Origin of the sequence: Novosphingobium rhizosphaerae, assembly GCF_050920675.1 — a bacterium.
In the GTDB taxonomy this organism is placed as follows: domain Bacteria; phylum Pseudomonadota; class Alphaproteobacteria; order Sphingomonadales; family Sphingomonadaceae; genus Novosphingobium; species Novosphingobium rhizosphaerae.
Window position 1 is genome coordinate 2,275,918 of sequence record NZ_CP137861.1, and the last position, 26,406, is coordinate 2,302,323.

Annotated in this window: 17 protein-coding genes and 1 pseudogene; 4 read left to right on the forward strand and 14 right to left on the reverse strand. The window is 65.6% G+C overall.

Translation table 11 applies throughout. The features are described from left to right. Nucleotides 1–3: 3 nt before the first annotated feature. From R9J51_RS10445 to R9J51_RS10455, 3 genes are all read right to left on the reverse strand, one after another. Nucleotides 4–1,167, reverse strand: a complete 1,164-nt coding sequence (locus tag R9J51_RS10445) for an efflux RND transporter periplasmic adaptor subunit (RefSeq protein WP_168554415.1) — start codon at nt 1,165–1,167, stop codon at nt 4–6. Nucleotides 1,168–1,549: 382 nt separating this feature from the next. Further along, a complete protein-coding gene (locus R9J51_RS10450; RefSeq protein ID WP_168554416.1) occupies nt 1,550–2,227 on the reverse strand; it encodes a murein L,D-transpeptidase catalytic domain-containing protein in 678 nt (225 codons plus the stop codon). A 159-nt stretch (nt 2,228–2,386) separates the two neighbouring features. Next, a complete protein-coding gene (locus tag R9J51_RS10455) occupies nt 2,387–2,980 on the reverse strand; it encodes a nitroreductase family protein (protein WP_168554417.1) in 594 nt (197 codons plus the stop codon). Nucleotides 2,981–3,098: 118 nt separating this feature from the next. On the opposite strand from R9J51_RS10455, the pseudogene R9J51_RS10460 reads away from it, so the two are divergent. From R9J51_RS10460 to R9J51_RS10470, 3 genes and pseudogenes are all read left to right on the forward strand, one after another. Next, nucleotides 3,099–4,045: pseudogene (locus R9J51_RS10460) on the forward strand (LysR family transcriptional regulator). A 103-nt stretch (nt 4,046–4,148) separates the two neighbouring features. Beyond that, nucleotides 4,149–6,461 carry a TonB-dependent receptor domain-containing protein gene (locus tag R9J51_RS10465; RefSeq protein ID WP_179504427.1) on the forward strand — a complete coding sequence of 771 codons (2,313 nt, stop codon included), beginning with the start codon at nt 4,149–4,151 and terminating at the stop codon, nt 6,459–6,461. 262 nt (nt 6,462–6,723) lie between these two features. Continuing rightward, on the forward strand, nt 6,724–9,144 hold the full coding sequence (locus R9J51_RS10470) for a TonB-dependent receptor (RefSeq protein ID WP_179504428.1): 2,421 nt from the start codon (nt 6,724–6,726) through the stop codon (nt 9,142–9,144). Between the two features lie 150 nt (nt 9,145–9,294). Here the strand turns inward: R9J51_RS10470 and R9J51_RS10475 are convergent, their stop codons facing one another. The 5 genes from R9J51_RS10475 to R9J51_RS10495 form a co-directional block, all read right to left on the reverse strand. Further along, nucleotides 9,295–10,467: a glycosyltransferase gene (locus R9J51_RS10475; RefSeq protein ID WP_169473987.1), complete on the reverse strand. Its 1,173-nt coding sequence runs from the start codon at nt 10,465–10,467 to the stop codon at nt 9,295–9,297. Continuing rightward, nucleotides 10,464–11,021 (reverse strand): DUF2141 domain-containing protein, encoded by a 558-nt coding sequence (locus R9J51_RS10480; RefSeq protein ID WP_432787991.1) that lies wholly within the window; start codon nt 11,019–11,021, stop codon nt 10,464–10,466. The genes R9J51_RS10475 and R9J51_RS10480 overlap by 4 nt, the downstream gene beginning before the upstream one ends. A gap of 5 nt (nt 11,022–11,026) precedes the next feature. Beyond that, nucleotides 11,027–11,926 carry a hypothetical protein gene (locus R9J51_RS10485; RefSeq protein WP_168554422.1) on the reverse strand — a complete coding sequence of 300 codons (900 nt, stop codon included), beginning with the start codon at nt 11,924–11,926 and terminating at the stop codon, nt 11,027–11,029. Nucleotides 11,927–12,037: 111 nt separating this feature from the next. Then, nucleotides 12,038–13,150 (reverse strand): glycosyltransferase, encoded by a 1,113-nt coding sequence (locus tag R9J51_RS10490; RefSeq protein WP_179504429.1) that lies wholly within the window; start codon nt 13,148–13,150, stop codon nt 12,038–12,040. Nucleotides 13,151–13,170: 20 nt separating this feature from the next. After that, a complete protein-coding gene (locus tag R9J51_RS10495; protein ID WP_179504430.1) occupies nt 13,171–13,950 on the reverse strand; it encodes a polysaccharide deacetylase family protein in 780 nt (259 codons plus the stop codon). 351 nt (nt 13,951–14,301) lie between these two features. Between R9J51_RS10495 and R9J51_RS10500 the strand changes: the two genes are divergently transcribed. Continuing rightward, nucleotides 14,302–14,994: an RBBP9/YdeN family alpha/beta hydrolase gene (locus R9J51_RS10500; RefSeq protein ID WP_168554425.1), complete on the forward strand. Its 693-nt coding sequence runs from the start codon at nt 14,302–14,304 to the stop codon at nt 14,992–14,994. A 120-nt stretch (nt 14,995–15,114) separates the two neighbouring features. Here R9J51_RS10500 and glgX read toward each other — a convergent pair whose 3' ends face one another. The 6 genes from glgX to R9J51_RS10530 form a co-directional block, all read right to left on the reverse strand. After that, a complete protein-coding gene (gene glgX, locus R9J51_RS10505; RefSeq protein ID WP_179504431.1) occupies nt 15,115–16,896 on the reverse strand; it encodes a glycogen debranching protein GlgX in 1,782 nt (593 codons plus the stop codon). Beyond that, nucleotides 16,896–18,527, reverse strand: a complete 1,632-nt coding sequence (locus R9J51_RS10510; RefSeq protein WP_179504432.1) for an alpha-D-glucose phosphate-specific phosphoglucomutase — start codon at nt 18,525–18,527, stop codon at nt 16,896–16,898. Before R9J51_RS10510 ends, glgX begins: the two co-directional genes overlap by 1 nt. Continuing rightward, nucleotides 18,524–19,987 carry a glycogen synthase GlgA gene (gene glgA / locus R9J51_RS10515; RefSeq protein WP_168554428.1) on the reverse strand — a complete coding sequence of 488 codons (1,464 nt, stop codon included), beginning with the start codon at nt 19,985–19,987 and terminating at the stop codon, nt 18,524–18,526. Before glgA ends, R9J51_RS10510 begins: the two co-directional genes overlap by 4 nt. 63 nt (nt 19,988–20,050) lie before the next feature. Further along, nucleotides 20,051–21,310, reverse strand: coding sequence for a glucose-1-phosphate adenylyltransferase (gene glgC / locus R9J51_RS10520; RefSeq protein WP_169473994.1), 1,260 nt, complete (start codon nt 21,308–21,310; stop codon nt 20,051–20,053). A 16-nt stretch (nt 21,311–21,326) separates the two neighbouring features. Further along, the gene (gene glgB, locus R9J51_RS10525) at nt 21,327–23,507 is read right to left on the reverse strand and encodes a 1,4-alpha-glucan branching protein GlgB (protein WP_179504433.1); all 2,181 of its coding nucleotides are present in this window, start codon (nt 23,505–23,507) and stop codon (nt 21,327–21,329) included. 10 nt (nt 23,508–23,517) lie between these two features. Further along, nucleotides 23,518–25,926, reverse strand: a complete 2,409-nt coding sequence (locus R9J51_RS10530; RefSeq protein ID WP_169473996.1) for a glycogen/starch/alpha-glucan phosphorylase — start codon at nt 25,924–25,926, stop codon at nt 23,518–23,520. Nucleotides 25,927–26,406: the final 480 nt, after the last annotated feature.

Here is a 26,406-nt window from a genome sequence, read left to right on the forward strand (position 1 = left end):
GCGTTACTTCGCCCCCCCGGCATCGGCGGTGTTGGCGGCTGCGGCCGGCGCGCTGCCGGCCGGGCTTGCCTTCACCTTGGCGCCGGGCTTGGCCTTGATCAGCCCTTCGGTGATCACCTTGTCACCGGCCTTGAGGCCGCTGGTCACCAGCCAGTTGGTGCCCACCGGGGTTTCGGCGGTCACGTCGCGTGTTTCCGCTTCGCCCTTGGCATTGACCACCAGCACCGTGGCCGTGCCGCGCGGAGTGCGGCTCACGGCGGCCTGGGGCACCAGGATGCCATTGGGCACGATGCCTTGCACCAGCTGCGCTTTCACGAACAGGCCGGGCAGCAGGTCGCCCTTGGGATTGGGCACGGTCACGCGCAGGATCACCGTGCCGGTTTCGCTGTTCACGTCCACGTCGGCAAAGTTGAGGCGGCCTTCGACCGGCCATTCCGTGCCATCGGCCAGGATCACCTTGACCGGGGCCGAGCCATCGGCCGACAGCTTGCCCGATTGCAGTGCGCGGCGCAGCGCCATGTAATCATTGCTCGATTGCTGGATGTTCACCCACATCGGGTCCAGCTTCTGGATCTTGGCCAGCGCATCGGTCTGGCTGGACGTGACGAGCGCGCCCTTGGTCACGCTCGAAACGCCGATGCGCCCGCTGATCGGGGCAAGGATGCGGGTGAAGCCCAGGCTGACCCGGGCCGCCTGCAGTGCGCCTTCATAAGCCATGACCTGGCCGCGCGCCTGGTTGTAGCTGGCAAGGGCGTCGGCCGCATCCTGGCGGGAAATGCCGCCCTGGTCGGCCAGCACTTTATAGCGTTCGGCCTTGAGCCGCAGCGATTCCACCGTGGCGCGCGTCGCCGCCAGGTTGCCCGCTGCCTGGTTCGCCGTGGCGGCATAGCTGCGCGCGTCGATCTGGTAGAGTGGCTGGCCGGCGCGCACCATGCTGCCTTCGGTAAACAGGCGATCCATGATGATGCCGGTTACCTGCGGGCGCACTTCGGCGATCTGGCTCGCCACGGTGCGGCCGGAAAGCTCGGTGCTCACCGGAACCGCCGTGGGCGTTGCCACGATATAGCCGACGACCGCGTCCTGCGGGGGTGGGCCGTCCTGCTTGCTGCCACAGCCCCCCAGCGAAAGCGCGGCGAGCGAGAGTGTGGCCAGTGCCAGGGGCGCCATGGCCCTGGCCCGGTAAAGCTGGGAGAACCGGAAGGAGGAGGCAACCGGATGACTGTGCAACATTCTTTCACCGACTTGTGTGATTCGAAGGCGGCCTAGCACAGCTTGCTGTTTGGCGTGGCGCGAAAGCCTGTTTGCACAAGCCCTGCGACACTTTGAGACAAGTACCGGCAACCCACGGGAGATAGTCCCGTCGGGATCACAGATCGGCAGGGAAGGCAAGCATTAACGCGCGCAAAAACCCTTTCGGGCCGCTGCGGGAACCGCTGGCGCGGCGGGGCGTTTCAAGGGGTTGGCCGGGCCGGTGGCTTGATGCCAGGGCCGTGGCGGGCGGTGCGGCGGCAAGGCAGCGTCACGGCTGCCCCGGCGCGCCGCACTGGCGTTACCGCGCGGCGTAAAGCAGGCGGCCTGGCCCCAGCAGGCCCAGCACATGATCGATATCGCTGCTTGAAACGGCAAAGCAACCCTGGCTGCGGCCGACCCGGCCCTGCATGCTGGCAATGTCGGGGCCGACATAGCTGGCTGCGTGGATCACGATGCCGCGCACCTGGGCCAGGTTGTTTTCCGGGTCCAGCCCGATCAGCCGGCGCGAGCGACCATGGCGGCCGTAATAGGTGTCGCCGGTCAGGAAGCTGCCGCTGCACGACGCTTCCGAGCCGTAATCGTTGGACAGGCGCTCGACCCAGCCCTTGTTGGACGGGTCCGATCCCTTGCCATGGGCGACCAGATGCGACGAGAGCACGCGGCCGCTGGCCACATCCACCAGCTGCATCCGCGCCTCGCGCGAGGGGGCGGAAAAATCGACGATGCCGATCACGTCGCGGGCAGCCACATGGTTGCCATGATCGCGCAGTGCGCCAAGAGCACGGGTCAGCAAGGTCGGGCTGTCGGCCACGGAGGAGGGCGGAGGAAGCGTGGCTGCGCCAGGACCGAGGCCCGGTGCCCAGGCACCGTTCGAACCCTGGATGGGCGCAATCGCTTCTGCCGCCGCGCGCGGAAACAGCGCCGAGGCCGCCGATCCGGCAATCGCGCCAAGGAACTGGCGCCTGCCAAATGTCATGATTGCGAGACCCCGAAACAAGTAATGCGTTATGCTATGGGTCTCAAACTGGCGTTGGTTCCCGCTGCTGCCAAGGCCGGGGGCGGGGCAATGCGACGAGATGTGCATCACATGCCACTGGCCGTTGTGCAGCGCGGGAACCGAATTCCATCTATCGTATCAGGCGGGCAGATCGCCGAAAGTGCCTGCCACGGCCACTTCGGCCACCGGCTTGCGGCCGCTCGGGGCTTCGCGTTCCTTGAGGAAGTCGGGCAGCTTTTCCGGGCTGTCCTGGCGACCGATGACCACGGCCGCTTCCACGCGCCAGCCTTCGGGCACGCCCAGCACGTCGCGCGCCTTGGCAAAATCAACGCCGGTCATGCCATGGGTGTGATAGCCCAGGGCAGTGGCCTGCAGGGCCAGCAGCGCCCAGGCAGCGCCGGCGTCAAAGCTGTGGCTGTGGTTGGGATTGGCAGTGCCATCGTCCTTGCGCATCGATTCGTCCGACACGATGAACACCAGCGCGCCGGCATCCTTGGCCCAGCCCTGGTTGAACGGAATGAGGATGTCGAGGAACGCGGCCCAGTTGGCGTCGCCCGGCACGGCATAGAGGAAGCGCCACGGCTGATAGTTGAACGCCGAAGGGGCCAGGCCCGCTGCTTCGAAAATAACGGCCAGGTCCTGGGCCGGCACGGCCGTGCCGTCAAAAGCGCGTGGCGACCAGCGGTCGACGATCAGGGGCAACACGCGGGGATCGGCAGTACGGGTGGTCATGGGATCGAATCCTCGTTTGGGAATCACGTCGGCGCGCGGTCTGAAGGCTTTTGCGCATTTCGAAAATCCCTATAGTTCGGATAAGAATGTTCAAGTCTGTTGAACGGAGTGGCATGGCATGGATGTGGGGCAGCCCAGCATCGACCAGATTCGCATTTTCCTCGCGGTGGTTGACGAAGGCACATTCAACGGGGCAGCCCGAAGGCTGGGGCGGGCGATTTCGGTGGTCAGCTATGGCATTGCCAACCTCGAAGCGCAGCTGGGCGTGGCGCTGTTCGACCGCGAAGGCTCGCGCAAGCCGCAGTTGACCGAGGCCGGGCGCGCGGTTCTGGCAAGTGCCCGCGCTGTGGCCGACGATGTCGACGCGCTGATGGCCCGCGTGCGGGGGCACAACCAGGGTCTTGAGGCGGAATTGACCGTGGTGGTGGACGTGATGTTCCCGACCCAGAGCCTGGCCCGCCTGCTCGAGGATTTCCTGCTCGCCTTTCCCACCGTGGACCTGCGCCTGCATGTCGAGGCGCTGGGCGCGGTGGCGGCCCAGTTGCTGGATGGGCAGGCCGAACTGGCGATCACCGGCGCGGTGCTGGTGGACCATCCCGCGCTCGATCGCATGGCGATTGGCGCTGTAGAACTGGTGCCGGTGGCCGCGCCCGGCCATCCGCTGGCGGGCATGGCGCAAGTCACGCCGGGGCTCGGCCGGCAATACCTGCAACTCGTGCTGACCGATCGCTCTTCGCTCACCCAGGGGCGTGACTTCTCGGTCTTGGCCGCGCGCACGTGGCGGCTGGGCGATCTGGGGCCAAGCATGCCTTGCTGCGCCAGGGCATCGGCTGGGGCAACATGCCGCGTCATGTCGTGGCCGATGACCTGGCGAGCGGGCGGCTGGTGCACCTCGCCATGGCGGAATCGCCCACCATCACTTATCCCATCCATGCCCAGTGGCGGCGCGACAGCCCGGCCGGCCCGGCGCGCGCCTGGCTGCTCGACCGCCTGCTTTCGGGCGAATGCCGTTCCCATGCTGCGGCGTTCCATGACGGATCGATGACGCTGAAATCCCGGGATTGAAGCCAAACTGTCATCGAAACGGCATCAATCTGAAACGGCAGGGGGCTAGGCGCCGCGACGCACGTCTCCCGATTGCACGGGAGCATAGCCATGAGGGATTTCCATGCGTCGCGTTTCTGCCCTGCTTGCCGGCTGCGCCGTGCTCCTTGCCCATCCCGCCCTGGCCGCCGCGCCGGCTGATGCGGCCGCTGCGCCCGATGCCGCCGCTCCCGACGTGGCTGGCGAAAGCGGCCCGGCCATCATCGTTCTCGGCACCGGCCAGACCCGCCAGACCCAGGAAATCAAGACGGCCGACCTGGCCGTCCTGGCGTCGGGCACCAGCCCCCTGAAGGCGATCGAAAAGCTGCCCAGCGTCAATTTCCAGTCGGCCGACGCGTTCGGCAACTATGAATGGTCCACGCGCGTGACCATTCGTGGCTTCAACCAGAACCAGCTCGGCTTCACGCTCGACGGCATTCCGCTGGGCAACATGAGCTATGGCAACAACAACGGCCTACATGTCAGCCGCGCGATCAGCCCCGAAAACATCGGCGTCACCGCGGTCAGCCAGGGTTCGGGCGCGATCGATACCCAGTCCACCAGCAACCTGGGCGGCACGCTGGAATTCAAGTCGATCGACCCGGCCGAACTGCTGCGCGATCACCATGTCGCGCTTGATGCCAGCGGTTCCTATGGCTCGGCGCAGACCTGGCGCGGCTTTGGTCGCGTGGCCGTCGGCACGCCCGATGGCGTGCGCGGCTTTGCCTCGCTGCAATACCAGGATGGCAACAAGTGGAAGGGCGATGGCCAGCAGCGCACGCTGATGACCAACGTCAAGTTCATTGCGCCGGCAGGCAGCGTCAACCTGGAAGGCTGGTACAGCTATTCCGACCGCGTCGAGCAGGACTACCAGGACATGTCGCTCGAAATGATCGGGCGCCTTGGGTATGACTGGGACAACTTCGGTCCGCACCAGTATGCCCTGGCCGTCAAGGTTGCCGATGTCGGCGCCAACACCGGCTACACCGGCGTGACGCCGACCAATCCCTCGGCCGGCACGACCTATCCGGGCAAGATCACCTCTGCCGACGATGCCTATTACGATGCCGCCGGCCTGCGCCGCGACTGGGTCTATGCGTTCGGCGCCAGCGGCCCGCTCAACGACAAGATCACCTTCAACATCAAGACCTACTACCACCACAACCGTGGCCAGGGCCTGTGGGGCACGCCTTATGTCGCCAGCCCCAGCGGCGTGCCGATGTCGGTGCGCACCACCGAATACGACATCAAGCGCGAAGGCGTGTTCGGCGATGTGTCGGCCGATCTGGGCAAGAACAAGATCACCGTGGGCGGCTGGGTCGAAAACAACGATTTCCAGCAGGCGCGGCGCTTCTATGGCTTGACCAGCCGCACGGTCGCGGGGATCGATTTCCACCACTTCCTGACCAACCCGTTCTACACGCAGTGGGCGATGGCCTATAACACCAAGACGTATCAGTATTACGTCATGGACGATGTCGATCTCGGCGCGCTCAAGCTCAACCTGGGCTGGAAGGGCTTCGACGTGGAAAACAAGGCGTCCAAGCTCGCTGCGCAGAGCACGCTGGCGACCGGCAGCCTCAAGGCGCGCGACTGGTTCCAGCCGCATGCCGGCCTCACCTACAAGCTGGGCGGCGGCGCCGAACTCTTCGCCGGCTTCACCCAGGTGACCCGCGCGTTTACCGCGGATGCCACCTCCAGCCCGTTCTCCACCACGCAGGCGGCGTTCGGAGCGATCAAGGCCAATCTCAAGCCCGAGGAATCCGATACCTACGAAGGCGGCCTGCGCATCAACCAGGGTCCGTTCAACGCCGTGCTCGGTGGCTACCTTGTCAATTTCCGCAACCGCCTGCTCACCATTCCCACCTCGCTCGGCATCGTCGGCGCGGCCAACGTGGTGCAGAACGTGGGCAACGTGCGCTCCTATGGCCTGGAAGCGGTGGCGAACTACAAGCTGCCCTATGGCTTCGCGCTGTTCGCGTCCTACAGCTACAACAACTCCACCTACCGCGACAACGTGGTGACCACCTCGGGCACCAAGCTGACCGCCGGCAAGACCGTGGTGGACACGCCCAAGCACCTGGCGCGTGGCGAAATCTCGTATGACAGCAGCACCTTCTTCGGGCGCGTGGCGGTCAACTACATGTCCAAGCGCTATTTCACCTACCTCAATGACCAGTCGGTGCCCGGCCGGGCCTTGGTCGATGGCACCATCGGCTACCGCCTCGACGTGGGCCAGCGCACGCCGCTGGAACTGCAGGTCAATGGCAACAACCTGCTCAACAAGCGCTATGTCGCCACGATCGGTTCGAATGGCTTCGGCTTCTCGGGCGATGCCCAGACCCTGCTGGCCGGTGCGCCGCGCCAGGTCTTCGTGACGCTCAAGGCCGGCTTCTGATCCACCCGCCTCGGGCCGCCCCGGCGGCGCGATTCGGCCTCTTGTGCCCCGCTTCGCATGGCGAAGCGGGGCGCTTTTTTTATGAGCAACGCTTTGTGGCAAAGCGCACGAAAGCGCGGAAATCCGCCAAAAATGCCGCGATCAATGTCAGGTTTCGGTCAAATGTGACAATGACTGACATATCTGCGTCACAAAAGTGCAGCCATGCCGACCTAGGGGGAGGCGCGAAGGGGCTGTCAGCCTCACCAGTGAGGGAAATCCGATGTTGAAGAACACTGTTCGTGCCGGCCTGCTGGCCGGGGCGGGCGCGCTTGCGCTGAACGCCATGCCGGCTTTCGCGGCCGAAAATGCTCCGGCTGCCGATGCTGCTGCAGAAGCGCCAGCCAGCGATGCTTCGTCGGGCGAGAAGGGTCTGACCGAAATCGTCGTGACCGCGACCAAGCGTGAAACCAACCTTCAGAAGACCCCGATCTCGATCAACGTCGTCACTGCCGATACGATCAAGGATCGCCACATCCAGAGCCTGCTCGACCTCGCCGATGGCGCGGTGCCGAGCTTGCGCGTCGTGACGTTCGAAGCGCGCCAGACCGCGCTGACCATCGGCATTCGCGGCATCGTGCCGCTCGATGCCAACCAGCCGGCGCGCGAACAGGGCGTGGGCGTCTACATCGACGGCGTCTACATGGGTCGCCAGCATGGCCTCAACGCCGCGCTGTTCGACATGGAACGCGTCGAAGTGCTCAAGGGCCCGCAGGGCACCCTGTTCGGCCGCAACACCGAAGGCGGCGCGCTCAGCCTGGTGTCCAAGGCACCCTCGGGCGAGTTCGGCGGCCGTGTTTCGGGTGGCTTCGGCAACTATGGCTCGTACAACGGTGAAATCCACCTCGACCTGCCCGAATACCACAACTTCTCGGTTAAGCTCGACGGCGTTGCCCAGTACCAGGGCGCCACGACCAAGAACCCGATGGCGGGCCAGACCGGCTGGAACTATTTCGACCGTCGCGGCGGCCGCATCGCCGTGCGCTGGAAGCCCAGCACCAGCATCACCAACGATTTCAGCTATGACAACGGTTGGGACAGCAACTCGCCGTTCTACAGCCAGCTGCTGAACTACAACCCCAACAACTGCGTCGCCGGCGCCGTTACCGCCGCCTGCAACACGCCCGGCACCAACTTCACCACGCTGTCGGGCACGGTCAAGTCGCTGCCCAGCCAGGTCGTCGTCAACGGCACCACGCGCATGAAGGTGGCCGACATCGGCGTGCCGCAGCAGCCCAGCGTCGATCGCACCCACGGCTTCACCAACACGCTCAAGTGGAAGGTTTCGCCCGAACTCGAACTGCGCTCGATCACCGCATGGCGCGGCGTGACCAGCGAGCAGTGGGACAACTCGGGCGGTGCGCACCGCGTGCCGGTCTATTCGGCCAATGGCGTGTTCAGCCGCTATTCGCTGGCCAACCTGTGGCAGCACCAGTTCAGCCAGGAAGTCCAGGCTGTCGGCACCGTGGGCATCGTCGATTACGTGGCCGGCGTGTTCTATTTCAACGAACACGTTTCGGATAACGCCGCGACGCCGAACTCCAACATCTGGACCACGGACGCCAACGGCAATGTGACCGGCTACACGATCAACACCGCCGCGCTGCTCAATCCTTTCGCGTCGATCGACCGTGCCTCGGTGGCCAACTCCAAGAGCCTGGCCGGCTATGCCCAGGCCACGATCAACCCCACCGACGCGCTGCACCTGACGGTCGGCGGGCGCTACACCCACGACAAGAAGACCGGCACCCTGGTCACGTTCCGCAACGCCGCCAACGGCGCCACGCTGGACAAGGCCTGGAACAAGTTCAACCCGATGGCGACGCTCGCCTATGACGTGAACAACGATCTGCACGTCTATGCCAAGTATGCCACCGGCTATCGCGCCGGCGGTGCCTCGTCGCGCTCGCCCACGTACCGTGGCTTCGATCCGGAAACGGTGACGTCCTACGAACTGGGCCTCAAGTCCGACTTCTGGGATCACCGCGCCCGGTTCAACATCGCCGGCTACATCATGGACCGCAAGAACAGCCAGGTGGACTTCAACGCCATCTATGTCTCGGGCAGCTCCAACGTGAACGTCCTGGAAACGGTCAACGTGCCCGGCATCACCAAGATCCGCGGCATCGAGGCCGACCTGACGGTTAAGCCGGTGGACGGCCTGACGCTGACCGCGTCCTATGCCTACACCTATACCAAGATGCCCACCGTGACGAACCCGTTCACCGGCATCACGCAGAACGTCTATATCGTCTACACCCCGCGCAATGCCGCCAGCGGTTCGGTTGATTACGAACTGCCGCTCGGCGTCAACGGCACGCGCCTGCGCGCCCACATCGATGGCAACTATTCGCAGGCCACGCAGACCTTCGACCAGTATGCCACCAAGAACGACTCCAGCCTGGTGTTCAACGGGCGTCTCTCGCTGGCTGACATCCCGGTTTCGGGCACCGGCCAGAAGCTGACCGTGGGCCTGTGGGGCCGCAACCTGTTCAACACCGCCTATGTCTATCGTCGCGATCCGTCGAACTCGATCCCGGGCTTCTCGACTTCGTCGACCGGCAGCATCAACAACGTGCTGGGTGACTACGGCAACTTCAACGCGCCGCGCACTTATGGCCTGGATGCCACGATCAACTTCTGATCGCACAAGCGCTTGATATGAAATGGGGCGGCGGGGAAACTCGCCGCCCTTTTTCTTTGCGGCTTGCGACAGACTTCGCACCATCCCCCGACCCCCTACTCTGAAGAGGAGGGGGTTGGGGGTGGTGGAAATCTGAAGCAACTTTGGCAGTCAAGCCGCCTGGCGCGCCCCGGCCAGCACCGCTTCATAGCTGGCGAAAAGCTCGCGGAAATGATCGTCCATCGTGCGTGGCGGGGGCAGGTCGGCGCGCGGGCCGTCCAGGCCGCTCTCGCGGGCCAGGCAGTATTGCGCCACCGCTTCGGTCGCGGCGGCAGCGTTGGCGGATTCATAGATCCACCCGCCCGAGGCGCGGGCCTGGTCGCTGGCGCCGCCCTGGTCGGGTGCGATCAGCGGCAGGCCGCTGGCGCGCGCTTCTGCGGCCACCATGCAGAACGTTTCGGCCTCGCAGCCATGCAGCAGCGCATCGGTGCTGGCCATCACGCGGGCCAGTTCGTGGCGCTTGGTGATCGGGGCGAGCACGCGGATATGCGGGTTGCCGCCGATGCGCCGCTCGATCGCCTTGCGTTCGCGCCCCTGGCCGGCCAGCACCAGCCCCACCGGACGGCGGCTGCCGGCGGCAGTCACCGCGTCGACCAGCATCGGCCAGCGCTTTTCCGGGGCAAAGCGCCCCACGCCCAGCAGCAACGTGGCATCCTCGGGCAACTCACACAGCTCCAGCATGCCCTTGCGCAGGGCAAGGTCGCGGAACGTGGGTGAAAACACGCCGGGATCCACGCCCATCGGGTTGGTCACCACATGGGCTAGGCCGCCGCCGGTCAACCGTTCCGACAGGCTGGCACTGGCGCTTACGATCATGTCATAGCGCTCGTCGAGCCGGCGCAAGTGCCGCCAATAGCGTTCGAACGCCTTGTCGATCGTGGGGCGCGTGGCCACGCCGTCGAACCAGCGATAGGCATAGGCCGACAGCGGATCGGCATGCATGATCAGCGCGCGCGGGGCATGCCCGGGCCATTCGGCAATCACGCTGGCGCTGCGCCAGGGCGAAGATGCCTCCACGAAATCGGGCGCTTCCTCGTCCAGCGCGGCATAGAGCGCGGGAATATCGGAGAACCAGCGGTAGTTGAAATCGAGCGGGAACAGCTGGCTTTTCAACCAGCGGATGCGCGCGTTCGGCCCGCGTTCCTCCACGTGGTCGTGCTGGCCAGGGGCAATGACGGTGACATCATGCCCCAGCGCGGCCCCGGCCTTGAGCTTGCGATCGACATAGGTGCGCACCCCGCCGCCCTTGGGGGCATAGAATGCGCAAACATCGACAAGCTTCATCGCGCGCCCTTGAGTGGCCCCACAGACATCAACCCGTTACGGTAATTCATCACGATCCGCAACGTGGTCGGGCCATTTCCGGCCGAAACGGTGGCGCTGGCAGCCTTGGGCTTGGACCAGCCCAGCCGTGGGTTGCCGGAAAAACCGATGCCGTCGCGCTGCCAGTTGAACTTGCGGTTGTTGTCGCGGTCATGCAGCACCGAGACGGTGTATTGGCCCGGGCCGGGCAGGCGCACGCACAGGCGTGGCGTCGGTTCCGCCGGCGTTGGCACTTCGACGCGGCGGAACGTCTTGCCCGCGCCCACCAGCACATTGTCGTCGGCCAGGAAATCGGTGTCGTTGGCGGGATAGACTTCCAGCTTGAGCTTGCCGGTATGGTCTTTCAGCCCCAGGATATCGACCATGAACGAGGGACCATGTTCGCCCGGGCGGCACTGTCCTTCGGCCTTGCCCAGGTCGGGCGTGGAGGGCGGCAGCGGGCCAGCCCCGCCCAGCAGCAGGGCGGCGGGAAGCAATGATGCACCTAGCAAGGCAGTTGGGGCCAGAACAGCCAGCTTGTTCACGCATTCTTCTCCTTCTGCACGAGATCCAGCAACATCAGGCCGATGAACAGGATCACGTGTGTGGCAACGATCAGCATCGATATCATCGCGATCATGACATCAGTCTGAACTCCCTTGCCCACGATCAGCGGCGTGATGCCGGCAAACGCGATATCCTTGTTGGGGATGAAGGGAAGGCGTGCCACCAGAAGGCGGATGGTGGAAAAGAGTATCCAGGTGCCGATCGAAACCTCGGGCAGGATCAGGTGCCATGACAGGGCGGTAAAGCCCATGCCGGCGGCGATGCGCAGGCAGTGCACCACGAACACGAACCACAGGTCCGGCCCCGAGAGGCTGAAAATGCCCTTGCGCAGGAAGGTGATGACCAGCGACGTGGCGAGGGCAAAGCCGATGGCCGAGACGATCAGCCAGGTGTTCTGGCCGAAATCGACCCGCCCGCTGACATACCAGGTGATGCCCATCATGCCGATGGTGATGATGTTGCCGGCCAGTGCCGAAAGGATCGCCACGTCCTTGACCGCGCCGAAAGGCGAACCTTCCATTTTCACATGGCGGCGCGCCCAGTCGTAGAAATAGACTTCACCGACATAGCCGAGCAGCAGTTCGTTGCCGACCAGCTTCTTCAGCAACGGCGCCAGCCCCGAAAAGGGAATGCCCCACAGCTTGCGGAAAATCACCCAGTCGGCCACCGGCCCGGCGAAATAGCTTGCGGCCAGCACCAGCCAGATCAGCGGCGAGCGCGGGATGATCGACACCACCATCAGCCAGTTGAGCTGGCGCAGCTGCCACAGCACGGCGCCCAGGATGGCCACCGACACGGCGGGGCCAAGATAGGCGCTCCATCTGCGCAGGCCGCTGGCTTGGGGAGCGGTCTCGGGAATCGCGGGTGTCGTCATTGTGTCTCGTTCAGGCCCGGGCGCGGCGTTACCGCGAACGAAGCCGCCGCGCCATCCGCTTTATGCAGGATGGCCCAAGCGGCGGGTTCGTCCGTGCCGGGCAGCGGGTGGTCAGCCATGGGCCAGTCGCTGCATTTCAACGACATAGCTTTGGGCGGCAATTTCTACGGTAAAACGGCGTGCCTGGGTACGCGCCGCGGCCGAATCGAAGGGCAAGGCAGCGATACCGTCCATCGCGGCGGCCAGCGCGGCCTCGTCGCGCACCGGCACCAGCAGGCCAAAGCGGCCATGACCCAGCAGGTCTGCCATGCTCACGCTGCAATCGGTGGAAACCACGGGCAGGCCGGCGGCCAGCGCTTCGGGCACCACGGCGGGCACGCCTTCATAATCGGATGACATGACCAGCGCATCGGCGGCCAGCAAAGCGTCGGAAACCGGATTCACGTGGCCGGGCATGTCCACCCGGTCGGCCACGTCCAGGCTGCGCGCCAGGGTTTGCAGCGTCTTGCGTGCGCCCCCTTCGCCCAGGATGGTGAGCCGGTCCGTTGGCCGCGCGATCCTGGCAAAGGCGCGCAGCAGCAGGGGGAAGTTCTTTTGCGCGGCCAGCCGGCCGATCGCCAGGAAGCGGCGGCCCGCTGCGGCCGGGCGAGGCGGACGCGGCAGGGTTTCGAGATGGGCGATCTGGGCTTCATCCAGCGCGGGATCGTCGATGATCGCCACGCGATCGGCCGGCACGCCCATCAGGTCCTGCAATTCGGCGCGCATCGGCTGCGCCATGCCCACCACGCGGTGGAGCATGCGGCCCTGGATGCACAGCCACAGGCGATAGAACGGGCGCGCGGGGGCGGGCAGGTCTGCCCGCGTCAGGTCGTTGCTGATCTTGGCCAGGATCGGCGGGCAACGCTTGCCCAGCACGAGGCGCATGACCACGGCCACCACGGTATAGGAATTGCCGGCGCAAAACAGCACGTCGGGACGGTGGCGGCGGATCGCACCTGGCAGACGCAGCATCATCCACAGCGTTTCCCACGCCGCCGTGGGCACGCCGTGGCTGTCGAACACCTCGGCTTCAAGCCCGGGCCATTCGCCACGCATCGCGCCTTGGGTGCGCCCCAGCACCAGCCGCGCGTCGATCCCCTGCGCCAGCCACGCGCGATGCAGGCGCAGCGCCACGCGCTCCACCCCGCCCGGCTCGAAGCTGTGCAGGAAGGTCAGAACGCGCAAGGGTCTTGGCGCGGTTGCAGTCAAAACAGGCTCGCCGGGCCGGTCAGGCTGGCATAGCGGGCGGGCGCGTGGCTCTTGGCAAAGCGCGCCAGCGTCTTGTCGATCGAGCGCAGCAGCGCGGGCACGGTGGTATCGCCGGGGTGCACCGCCACGCGCACCGTGCGGGTGGCGGGCAGGGCCTGGCGGGCCAATGCGGAAAACCACAGCGAGGAACGGATGCGGGCCTTGCTGCGGCTGGCCCAGGTGATCACCGGGCCCTTGGCCAGCACTTCGCCGGTCTGCGGCCGCCACACTTTCATGTGGTCTTCGGCCAAGGCAAAGCCCACGTCGCCCATCGCCTGGTGGGCGCCGGGGCCATAGAGCCAGGCCGGCGCGATAAAGCCGGTTACCGGGCGGCCCAGGATATCTTCGACCAGCGCCTTGCCCTCGCGCATGCGGGCCAGCGCCTGGTCATGCGGCAGGTTGAGGAACTCGCCTTCGCCCGCGGTCATGTGCTTGCCCTTGAAGCCGGCAAGACCCTGATCTGCGGGCGTTTCGTCCTTGTGGCACCAGCCGTGCAGGAACATCTCGATGCCCATGTCGGCCCATTGGCGTAGCCGCGCCTGGAACGCGGCGTTGCCAGCCAGCGGCGCGCCGCGCCAATGATCGGGGATCACCAGCATGGCAAAGCGGCCGGTGCCCAGATGGCCCGACAGCCGTTCGGCCAGCGCGTCCACTTCGCACTCGAAACGCGGGCTCACGTCGTGGATCGAGGCCAGCAGTCGCTTGCGCGGGGCGTCTTGGTTGGCTGGTGCAGTCATGCCGGAAACGTCCGTGATCCCTTTAGAGTGCGATGACAAAAAGTGGGCACCGGTTTTTGTCCATAAATCGCATGACAACGAAGAACCCAAAGCCTGCTGGCGCTTCAACCCAACGCCCGCAAGCTTCAGGGCGCCAAGGCCCCCCTTGCGCCGGCCCCCGCCAGCTTGCACCGGTTCGGGCCTGTCGCAATTGGCGGCAAAATGCAACGGTGTTCCAGCGCCTTCCCACCGGGCGCAAACGGCTGTCGTTTCATCGCCGGCCTATTGTCTATCACAAAGATTGAGTTATCTCTTGTTCATGTCGGGACGTAGACCGAGTCGACCGGCCGCTTCCTTGGTGGGAGAACTTGTATGGCCCATGAACATTCCTTCGCGCGCAATGCCGATCCGATCATCCTGACCGTGCCGGGGCTGGACAACTCCGGCCCGGATCACTGGCAAACCCTTTGGGAACAGACACTTCCTGATTGCCACCGGGTAGACCTGGGGCTGTGGAACGATCCGCACCGCAACACCTGGGTCAACAAGCTCGCTCTGGCGATCCAGCGCGCCCATGAGGGCACCGGTCGCCCGGTGGTCCTGGTGGCGCACAGCCTCGGTTGCCTTGCCGTGGCGTGGTGGGCGGAATACGAACGGCTCGCCAATGCCTCGCGCGCCCATGCGCCGGCCATGCCGGTGATCGGCGCGCTGCTGGTTGCCCCGCCCGACGTGGAAGACGGGGTCAAGGACCGCCGCCTCACCCGCTTTGCCCCGGTGCCCGATGCCGATCTGCCGTTCCCCGCCATCGTCGTGGCCAGCCGTGACGATCGCTATGCCGCGTTCGGCGCCACCCGGCGCCTGGCGCAGCGCTGGGGCGCGCGCTTTGCCGATGCGGGCGCGGCCGGCCACATCAATGCGCAATCGGGCCTGGGTGAATGGGCGTTCGGCCGCCTGCTGCTCAACCGCCTGCTGCCACGGCCGCTGTCGCTTGATGATGGCCAGGCCAACTATGTCCCGGCGCCGCGCCGCTATATCGATCCGGCCTTGCGGCGGCTGGGGGCTTGAGGCTGCGGCTGCGTAGGGGCTTCGACAAGCTCAGGCTGAACGGGGCCTTCTGGAATTCCTGTAACCCCGTTCGCCCTGAGCCTGTCGAAGGGCCTGTCCTGAGCAAGGTCGAAGGGCCCGTCAGCCCAGCACGACACCGTCGGAGCGGCTCACCCGAAAACCAGGCCTGATACCGGCGGGATCGTGCCATGCCATGCCCGGCGTCACTGGGTCTTCCCACCGCGCGCTATCCATCGGCGCGCCATCTAGCGCCAGCCATTGCCCGTCTTCCGGAAACCGTGCCATGTCGCCGCCCGCGCGCTTTGCAGCCAGCTGCGCGACAAAGTTCTCAAGATCGTGGTCGCGCCCCTGCCAGTCGATCCAGGTCAACCCGTTGTCCTGGGCATAGGCGTTGTTGTTGCCCTGCTGGCTACGGCCGAATTCATCGCCTGCGGTCAGCATGATCGTGCCGGTTGAGGCAAACAGCGTGCCCAGCAATGCGCGCAAGGCCGCCTGGCGCCGCGCCAGCACGGCCGGATCGTCGCTCGGCCCTTCAACGCCGTTGTTCCACGAGAAATTGTCGTCATGCCCGTCGCGGTTGTCCTCGCCATTGGCGTGGTTGTGCTTGCGGGCAAAGGCCACACAATCGGCCAGGGTAAAGCCATCGTGCGCCGCCAGGAAATTCACGCTGCGGCAGGGCGTTGCATCGCACGGGCCAAACACGTCGGCCGATCCGGCCAGCCGCGTGGCGAGCTCGCTCAGCGCGCCATCGCCGCGCCAGAACCGCCGCGCATCGTCGCGAAAGCGGTCGTTCCATTCCAGCCAGTTGGCCGGAAACCGCCCCAGTTGATAGCCATCGGGCCCGATGTCCCAGGGTTCGGCAATCAACACGCGGTCAGCCAGCAGCGGGTCGGCTGCGATCTCGGCAAAGATCGGTGCATCGGCGGCAAAGCCCGGCCCGCGCGCCAGGATCGGCGCCAGGTCGAAGCGGAAGCCATCCACGCCGGCATGGGCAACGAAATGGCGCAGGGCATCCAGCGTCAGGCGGCGCACATGCGGATTGGCAAAGTCCAGCGTGTTGCCACAGCCGGTATCGTTGATGAGTTGGCCCGCCGGATCGTGGGCATAGGCCTGGTTGTCCAGCCCGCGCAGGCCCACGACCGGGCCGGCCAGATCGCTTTCGCCGGTGTGGTTGAACACCAGGTCCAGGATCGTGCCGATACCCGCTGCGCGCAAGGCGGCCACCGTTTCGCGCAATTCGGCCAGGCCACCGGGGCAGAGGCCAGGATCGAGCGCCATGAAGCCCACCGGGTTATAGCCCCAGGCATTGGTCAGGCCCAGCGGGGGCAGGTGCCGCTCCTCGATCCAGGCGACGATCGGCATCAGTTCGACCGCGTTTACGCGCAGCTTCCTGAGGTGGGCCACCACCGCCGGATGCGCCAGGGCCGCTACCGTGCCGCGCAAATGCTGCGGCACGTGCGGATGCAGCATGGTGAAGGCGCGCACGTTGACTTCATAGATCAGTCCGCCCGGCGCGAAGAGCGGCGGGGCGGGGGGCACCGTGGGCAGATCGCCGGGCACCACGGCCTTGGGCACCAGTGCCGCCGTGTCCGTGGCGAAGGCAGACAGCGCGGGCTCATAGGAAAAGCGCCGGTCCAGTTCCACCGCATAAGGATCGACCAGCAGCTTGGCCGGATCAAACCACAGCCCGCGTTCTGGCGCCCATTCGCCGTTTGCGCGGTAACCATAGCGGGCGCCGCCATGATCGCCCGCCAGCGTCAGCGTCCAGTCCTCGCCTTCGCGCACCATCGCGTGGCGGGTTTCGACTTCGCCTTCGAACAGGCAAAGCCACACCGCCTCGGCACGGGGAGCGCGCACCCGCCAGGCGGTGCCGCCGGGGCAGGGGTGCGCGCCGTATCGCATCAGGTGATCACGTCGGGCGCGGTGCGGCCGGTGTGTGCCACGATGCCCGCCACGGCGTCGGCCGCCGCGATCAGGTCGGCCAGCATGTCGCCCGTTTCGCGATCGAGATAGCCGTCGGCCGGTTCATAGCGCTCCAGATAGACGCGCAACGTTGCGCCTTCGGTCCCCGTGCCCGAAAGGCGGAACACGATGCGCGATCCGCCCTCGAACAGCACGCGCAGGCCCTGGTTGGCGCTGGTGCTGCCATCGACGGGATCGAGGTAGGAGAAGCTGTCCGCCGTGGCCACGGTGAGCGCGCCAAAGCTCTGGCCCGGCAGGCTGTCCAGCTTGGCCTTGAGCGCCGCGATCAGGGCATCGGCCTGTTCGGTGGGCAGGCCTTCATAGTCGTGCCGCGCGTAATAGTTGCGGCCATATTTGGCCCAATGCTCGCGCGCCAGTTCGTCCACGCTGATCTTGCGCACGGCCAGGATGTTGAGCCACAGCAGCACGGCCCACAGGCCATCCTTCTCGCGCACGTGGTCCGATCCGGTGCCCGCGCTTTCCTCGCCGCAGATCGTCGCCTTGCCGGCATCGAGCAGGTTGCCGAAGAACTTCCACCCGGTGGGCGTCTCGAACGCAGGGATGCCCAGCGCCTCTGCCACGCGATCGGCCGCCGCGCTGGTGGGCATTGAGCGGGCAATGCCAGCCAAGCCACGGGCATAGCCGGGCGCCAGGTGTGCATTGGCCGCCAGCATCGCCAGGCTGTCGGACGGGGTGATGAAGCGTCCCTTGCCAATGATCAGGTTGCGATCCCCGTCGCCATCCGATGCCGCACCGAAATCGGGCGCGTCGGGGGCAAACATCGTGTCGAACAGGGCCTTGGCGTGCACCAGGTTGGGATCGGGATGGTGCCCGCCAAAGTCTTCCAGCGGCACGCCGTTGCGCACCGTGCCGGCGCCAAAGCCCAGCCGCTTTTCCAGGATTTCCACCGCATAAGGCCCGGTCACAGCGTGCATCGCGTCAAACGCCATGGTCAGGCCATCGCTTGCGGCAGCACGGATCGCGGCGAAATCGAACAGCTTTTCCATCAGGTCGGCATAGTCGGCGACGGGATCGATCACCGAAACCTGGCACCCGCCCACGTCCACGCTGCCGCAGCTGTCCAGGTCGATGTCTGCCGTGTCCACCGCGTGCCAGCGGTCGATGGTCTGCGTGCGGGCATAGATCGCCTCGGTCACGCCTTCCGGCGCAGGGCCGCCATTGGCGATATTGTACTTGATGCCGAAATCCTCGTCCGGCCCGCCGGGATTGTGGCTGGCCGAAAGGATCAGGCCGCCGCTGGCCTTGTACTGGCGGATCACGTTGCTCGCCGCCGGGGTGGACAGGATGCCGCCCTGGCCCACCAGCACCTGGGCATAGCCATTGGCCGCCGCCATGCGGATCGCCTGCTGGATCACCGTGCGGTTGTGATAACGCCCGTCGCCGCCGATCACCAGCGTGCTGCCGGCCGGGCGCTCCACCACGTCGAACACGGCCTGGATGAAATTCTCGGCATAATTGGCCTGCTGGAACACGCGCACTTTCTTGCGCAGGCCCGATGTGCCCGGTTTCTGCCCGGCATAGGGCGTGGTCTGGTGAGTCGTGATCGTCATTGTGCCCCCGCAAGTTGGCGATAGAGCGCAGCATAGGCCTGGCCGCTGCGCTTCCACGAAAAGTCCGTCTTCATGCCTGTTCGCTGCATCTGCGTCCAGACATCGCGTTGCCCGTAAAGGGCAATCGTGCGCGTTATCGCAGCTGCGAAAGAAGGATAGGTGACGCCGTGAAACGCCACGCCGGTCGCGGCCTGGCTGTTGATCGCGGCCAGATTGGCGTCCACCACGGTATCGGCCAGGCCCCCGGTATGCGCCACCACCGGCACACAGCCATAGGCCAGGCCGTAAAGCTGGGTCAGCCCGCAAGGCTCGAACCGGCTGGGCACCAGGATCGCGTCGCCACCGCCCTGCATGCGGTGCGAGAGTGCTTCGTCATAGCCGATGCGCAAGCTGACCCGGCCGGGATGGCGCGCGGCGGCGGCGTGCAGGCCCGCTTCCATTGCAGCATCGCCCGAACCCAGCAGTGCCAGCCGCCCGCCCAACCCAACGAGATGGTCGATGACTTCAAGCAGAACGTCGATGCCCTTTTGCCAGGTCAGCCGCGTGATGCACACGAACAGCGGCCCATCGCTCTGGTCCAGGTGAAATTCCCGCTCCAGCGCGCGCTTGTTGGCTTGGCGTCGCGATAGGGAGCGCCAGGAATAGGTCTGCAGCAGGTGGGCATCGGTTTCCGGGTTCCACACCGCCGGATCGATGCCGTTGACGATGCCGCTCACCCGGTCCGCCTTGGCGGCGATCAGCCCTTCCAGCCCCATGCCGAACGCGGGATCGCGAATCTCGCGGGCATACGTCGGGCTGACCGTGGTAATCGCGCTTGCGCTTTCCAGGCCGGCTTTCAAAAATCCCACGCCGCCGTGGTATTCCACCCCGTCGATCGCCCAGGCCCACGACGGCAGTTCCAGCAAGGCAAAGATGTCAGAGCCATAGTGCCCCTGGAACGCCATGTTGTGGATGGTCATGATCGAAGGCACCGTGCCCACGCCGGCCGGGGCAAAGCGCAGATAGGCCGGCGCCATCGCCGCCTGCCAATCGTGCGCATGGGCCACATCGAACGCCAGGCCTTTCACCGCGCCGCCCGCCACGTCGGCTGCGGCACGGGAAAACGCGGCAAAACGCCGCCAGTTGTCCCCCCAGTCGCGCCCGGCCAGATCGGTGTAGGGCCCGCCTTCGCGCGCAAACAGGTTGGGGCTGTCCACCACCAGCAAAGGGTGGCTGCCCAGGTTACCGGCCAGCTTGCCGGCCAGCAACCTGGCCGGTTCACCCAGCAGGCTGTCCCACTGGTGGATCGCCTTGGCTTTGCCGACGGCTTTCAGCACGGCTGGATAGCCGGGCAGGATCGTGGTCATCGCCACGCCATGGGGTGCAACGGCATCGGGCAGGGCGCCAACCACGTCGGCCAGCCCCCCGGTCTTGATCAGCGGCACCGCTTCGGACGCGATGGAAAGAACGCGCAAAGTCATTCCAATCTCCCCCTCCCGCCTGCGGACGGAAGCAGGGGGAGGGCATGTTATGCAACAATGGCGTTAAACCAGCCTGTCGATCATCGCCTTGGTGATGAGGCACACCCCATTGTCGGTGCGACGAAACCGCCGGGCATCGAGTTCGGGATCTTCGCCCACCACCAGGCCTTCGGGAATGCGCACGCCCGAATCCAGGATCACCCGCTTCAACTGCGCGCCGCGGCCGATGTTGCAATAGGGCAGGATCACCCCTTCCTCCACGCTGGAGAAAGAGCCCATCTTCACGCCGGTGAACAGCAGGCTCCGCTTGGCCAGCGCGCCCGAAACGATGCAGTCCTGGCTGATCAGCGAACAGATCGCCATGCCGCGCCGGCCATCCTCGTCGTGCACGAACTTGGCCGGGGCGGCCACGATCTGGTCGGTCCAGATCGGCCATTCGCGATCGTACATGTTGAGCGCGGGCACCGTGTCGGTCAGGTCGAGGTTGGCATCGAAATAGGCGTCGAGCGTGCCCACGTCGCGCCAGTACTCGCCGATCTCCTCGGCCGCGCGGATGCAGCTGTCGGTAAAGCGGTGGGCCACCGCCTTGCCGTGCTTGACGATGTAGGGGATGATATCCCCGCCAAAGTCGCGGTTCGATCCCGGCGTGACGGCATCGCGGCGCAGTTGGTCGAACAGGAACTGCGTCTCGAACACATAGATGCCCATCGAGGCCAGGGCATGGTCCGGATCGCCGGGAATGGTCGGCGGATCGGCCGGCTTTTCGACGAAGCTGGTGATCACGCTGTTTTCGTCCACGCCCATCACGCCAAAGCCGGTTGCCTCGGCCTTGGGCACCACCAGGCAGCCCACCGTCACGTCGGCGCCCGAATTGACGTGCTGCTGCAGCATCAATTCGTAGTCCATCTTGTAGATGTGGTCGCCCGCCAGGATCACCATGTGCTTGGGCGCATGGGCCTGGATGATGTCGATGTTCTGATAGACCGCGTCGGCCGTGCCTTCATACCACAGCAGTTCGGAAATGCGCTGCGAGGCGGGCAGGATGTCGAAGCTTTCGTTGCGTTCGGGGCGCATGAAGTTCCACGCGCGGTTCATGTGGCGGATCAGCGAATGCGCCTTGTATTGCGTGGCCACGCCAATGCGCCGGATGCCCGAATTGATCGCATTCGACAGGGCGAAGTCGATGATGCGGCTGACTCCGCCGAAATAGACCGCCGGCTTGGCGCGGTTGTCGGTCAACTCCTTCAACCGGCTGCCGCGTCCCCCGGCCAGGACATAGGCCATGGCATCGCGGGCCAGCGGTTGCCCATAGGTTTTGCGCATTGTTCCTCCTGACCGATTATTCGGGTTGGTCCTGCAATTCGAACATCATCGTGGAAAGCGGCGGCAGGATGACAAAGGCCGCGCCATCGCGCGCCACGATCTTGCCGGCGTTGCCCTGGCCGCTGCCGCCATAGATCGCGGCATCGGAATTGAGCACTTCGCGCCACACCCCATCCTGCGGGGCGGGCAGGCGATAGTGGTCGTGCAATGCCGGGGTCATGTTGCACACCACGATCACCGGGGCGTGGCCGGGCGTGCGGCGCACCCAGGCAAACACGCTGGCCAGCGCATCGTCCACCACCAGCCATTCAAAGCCTTCGCCCTCGCAATCGCGCGCGTGCAGCGCCGGCAGGGCGGCATAGGCGCGGTTGAGGTCGCGCACCCAGGCTTGCATGCCGGCGTGGGGGGCATGTTGCAGCAGGTCCCAATCGAGCTCGCGCGCTTCGCTCCATTCGCGCGATTGGGCAAATTCCTGGCCCATGAACAGCAGCTTCTTGCCGGGATAGCCCCACATCAGCCCGTAATACGCGCGCAAGTTGGCAAACTTCTGCCATTCGTCGCCGGCCATCTTGCCCAGCAGGCTGCCTTTGCCGTGCACCACTTCGTCATGGCTGATCGGCAGCACGAAGTTCTCGGTGAACGCATACATCAGGCCGAACGTGATTTCGTCGTGGTGATAGCGCCGGTGCACGGGTTCGCGCGCCATGTAGCGCAGCGTGTCGTTCATGAACCCCATGTTCCACTTGAAGCCAAAGCCCAGGCTCGATGGGCGCTCCCCCTGGTCCAGCGCCGGCTGGGTCACGCCGGGCCAGCTGGTCGATTCCTCGGCCACGGTGATCACGCCGGGGCAGGTGCCATAGACGGCCTGGTTCATCGCGCGCAGGAAATCCACCGCTTCCCAGTTCTCGCGCCCGCCTTGCGCATTGGGCACCCATTCGCCGCTCTTGCGCGAATAGTCGCGGTACAGCATCGAGGCGACCGCATCGACGCGCAACCCGTCGACGTGATAGCGCTCGGCCCAGAACAGCGCGTTGTTGACCAGGAAATCGCGCACTTCGCGCCGGCCGAAGTTGTAGATCGCGGTGTTCCAATCGGGGTGAAAACCCTGGCGCGGGTCTTCATGTTCATAGAGCGCGGTGCCGTCGAACCGCGTCAATCCGTGGGCATCGGTGGGGAAGTGCGCCGGCACCCAATCGATCAGCACGCCCACCCCGGCGCGGTGCGCCCCATCGACGAAGCGGGCAAAGCCCTGCGCGTCGCCGAACCGGGCCGATGGCGCATAGAGCCCGGTGGTCTGGTAGCCCCAGCTTGGATCATAGGGATGCTCTGAAACCGGCAGGAATTCGATATGGGTAAAGCCCATGTCCACGGCATAGGGGATCAGCCGCGCGGCCAGTTCGTCCCAGCTGAAGAATTCGCGGCCGTCGCCCGGCTTGCGCCAGGATCCGGGGTGCACTTCATAGATCGAGATCGGCTGGCGGCGCGGATCGACCTGAGCCCAATGCGCGCGGTGGGCCGCGTCGCCCCATTCATGCGGCGGCTCGTCCAGCGTGATCGAGGCGGTATGCGGGCGCAACTCGGCGGCAAAGGCAAAGGGATCGGCCTTGTAAGGCTGCACCGTGCCATCGGGCCCGACGATGCGATACTTGTAGGCACGCCCGCCGCCGATTTCGGGCAGGAACAGTTCCCAGATGCCGGTGTCGGTGCGCCGGCGCATGGGATGGCGGGCTGGGTCCCAATCGTTGAAATCGCCCACCACGCTCACCAGCCGGGCGTTGGGCGCCCAGACGGCAAAGTGGACGCCGCGCGCGCCTTCGTGGTCGATCACGTGGGCGCCCAGCTTGTCGAACAGGCGATGGTGGGTGCCTTCGCCGATCAGGAAATCGTCGACCGGCCCCAGCACCGGCCCGAACGAATAGGGATCGGTCACGTCCCAGGTATACGTGCCCGCATGGCAGGCATAGCGCACCGGCTGGCGCGGGCCGGCCACCGGCCCTTCGAACAGGCCGCGCGGATCGACGCGCGACAGCACGCCAAGCGGCGTGCCATCCAGGGCAAAGGCTTCGGCGCGCTCGGCGCCCGGCAGGATGGCGCGGGCAAAGGCACCCTGCGGACCGGGATGCACCCCCAGCAATGAAAATGGGTCGGCGTGGGTGCCGTCAAGCAGCGCGGCAATCGCCTCTGCCGGGGGGTGCATGGTCAGGATGTCAAACTCCCCAGATGTCGCGGGCATATTCGCCGATCGTGCGATCGGACGAGAACCAGCCCACGTTGGCGATGTTGCGGATCGCGCTGGCGCGCCAGGCGGCCTGGTTTTCCCAGCGCTTGTCCACCCCGCGCTGCGCGGCGTGATAGGCATCGAAATCGGCCGCCACCAGGAACCAGTCGCTGTCGTAAAGCCCGCCCATCAGGCCGGCATAGCGCTGCGGATCGTCGGGCGAGAACACGCCGCTGGCAATCGCGGAAATGGCCTGCTGCAATTCGCGGCTGCTCTCGATCACCGCGCGCGGGTTATAGTTTTCGCGGGTCTGGGCCACTTCGTCTGCCGTCAGGCCGAAGATCACGATGTTGTCATCGCCCACGCGGTCCTTGATCTCGATATTCGCGCCGTCGAGCGTGCCGATGGTGAGTGCGCCGTTGAGCGCGAACTTCATGTTGCCCGTGCCCGACGCTTCCATGCCCGCGGTGGAGATCTGTTCCGAAAGATCGGCGGCCGGAATGATGCGTTCGGCCAGGGTCACGTTATAGTTCGGCACGAACACCACCTTGAGGAGTCCCCCGACGGAAGGGTCGGAGTTGACGCGGCGGGCAATGTCGTTGGCCAGTTTGATGATCAGCTTGGCATTGTGATAGCTTGGCGCGGCCTTGCCCCCGAAGATCTTTACGCGCGGGGTCCAGTCGCGTTCCGGGTGGCTGCGAATTTGGTCATAGAGCGCAACGGTTTCCACCAGGTTGAGCAACTGGCGCTTGTATTCGTGGATGCGCTTGATCTGCACGTCGAACAGCGCATCGGGATCGATGCGGGTGCCGGTCAATTGCTTGATATGCCCGGCCAGCGCCACCTTGTTGGCGCGCTTGACCTCGGCAATGCGTTCACCCAGCGCGGCATCATCGGCCAGGGCATTGAGTTCCGAAAGCTTTTCCGCGTCATCCAGGAACGCGTCGCCGATCGCATCCTTGATCACGCCCACCAGGCGCGGATTGCACTGCTGCAGCCAGCGGCGCGGGGTGACGCCATTGGTCTTGTTGTTGATGCGCGTGGGATAGAGCGCGTGCAGATCGGCAAAGACCGTGCTTTTCATCAGCTCGGTATGCAGCGCGGCCACGCCGTTGATCGAATGCGCGCCCACGAAAGCCAGGTTGGCCATGCGCACGCGCCGCTCGCCGCCTTCGTCGATCAGGCTGATCGCGGCAATCGCGCGGTCGTCCAGCCCCGCCTTGCGCGCTTCGCGCAGCACGCGGCTGTTGATCGCATAGATGATCTGCATGTGGCGCGGCAGCAGGCGTTCGAACAGCGGCAGCGGCCAGCTTTCCAGCGCCTCGGGCAGCAGGGTGTGGTTGGTATAGCCCACCGTGCGCTTGGTCACTTCCCAGGCTTCGTTGAATTCAAGGCCATGCACGTCCACCAGCAGGCGCATCAGCTCGGCCACGGCGACGCTCGGATGCGTGTCGTTGAGCTGGATCGCGGCTTTGTCGGGCAGGGTGCGCACGTCGCCATGGTATTGCGCGTGGCGGCGCACGATGTCCTGGATGGAAGCAGAGGTGAAGAAGTATTCCTGGCGCAGGCGCAGCTCCTGGCCTGCCGGGGTGCTGTCGGCCGGATAGAGCACGCGCACCAGCGCATCGGCGCGCACTTGTTCGGCCAGCGCCCCGGCATGGTCGCCGGCGTTGAACGCATCCAGGCGGATGGGATCGAGCGGGTTGGCCGTCCACAGGCGCAGGGTGTTCACCCGCTTGCCCTTGTAGCCCACCACTGGCGTATCGACGGCGTTGGCTTCCACCTTTTCATGGGGATGCCATTCCACGCCATCGCCATTGTCGATCACTTCGCCGCCAAAGCCGATCATGTAGGCGCTTTCGCGGCGGTCGAATTCCCAGGGATTGCCGTGGCTCAGCCAGGTTTCGGGCAATTCCACCTGCCAGCCATCGTCGATGCGCTGGCGGAACATGCCGTTCACATAGCGGATGCCATAGCCGTAGGCGGCAATGTCCAGGCTGGCGAGGCTTTCCATGAAGCAGGCGGCCAGGCGGCCCAGGCCACCGTTGCCCAGCGCGGCATCGGGTTCCAGCTCTTCCAGCGCTGCCAGGTCAAAGCCGTGGCTGGCCAGCGCCTTTTCCATCTCGCGGGTGAGGCCAAGGTTCGACAGCGCATCGCGCAGCAGCCGCCCGATCAGGAATTCCAGGCTGAGGTAGTAGACCCGCTTGCCGCCTTCGTCATAGGTCTTGCGGGTGGATTCCATCCAGCGGTCGATGACCACGTCGCGCAGCGCCAGGCAGGTGGCGGTATACCAGTCATGCGGCTTGGCGGCGCGTTCGTCCTTGCCCACGCGGTGGCGCAGCACATCGATGATGTGGGCGTCGATTTCGGCAACCTTGGACGTGATTTCGAGGGTCATGGCTACTGGCTCCACCTGCTTTGGGCCGTGCCATGCTGCGTGCCCAAGGGCGCAACATGGATCGGGCCGGTTATCCCGGCCTTTCGCTGGCTCCTGCCCCCGTATCGCGTGACGCCGCTGCCGCCCCCTTGCGACATGCGGCCACGGCCAGCGGCTTGTTGTCGCAGCCCGAATTGCCCCCGGCTGCGACCTCCCGATGCAAGGGGTAAGCCAGGCCAGCCCCTGCCGACAAGCGCAGAGTTGCAAACAATGTAAGAACGGCGCCGCCCGCCCATCGAATTGTGCGTGAACGCCTGCCCCATCGCGCGCATCCCCCCATGGCCCCGCACGCTGTGCTGCGCGTCTGGCCTGCAACAGGAAGGCTAGGCGCAAATCCTGCGCCTGTCTGCCTGCTTGGGGATTGAATACGATTGCGAGGGCGCGCGCAACTGGGGGCTTCGACAAGCTCAGGGCGAACGGAATTCGAGAGATGGTACCGAA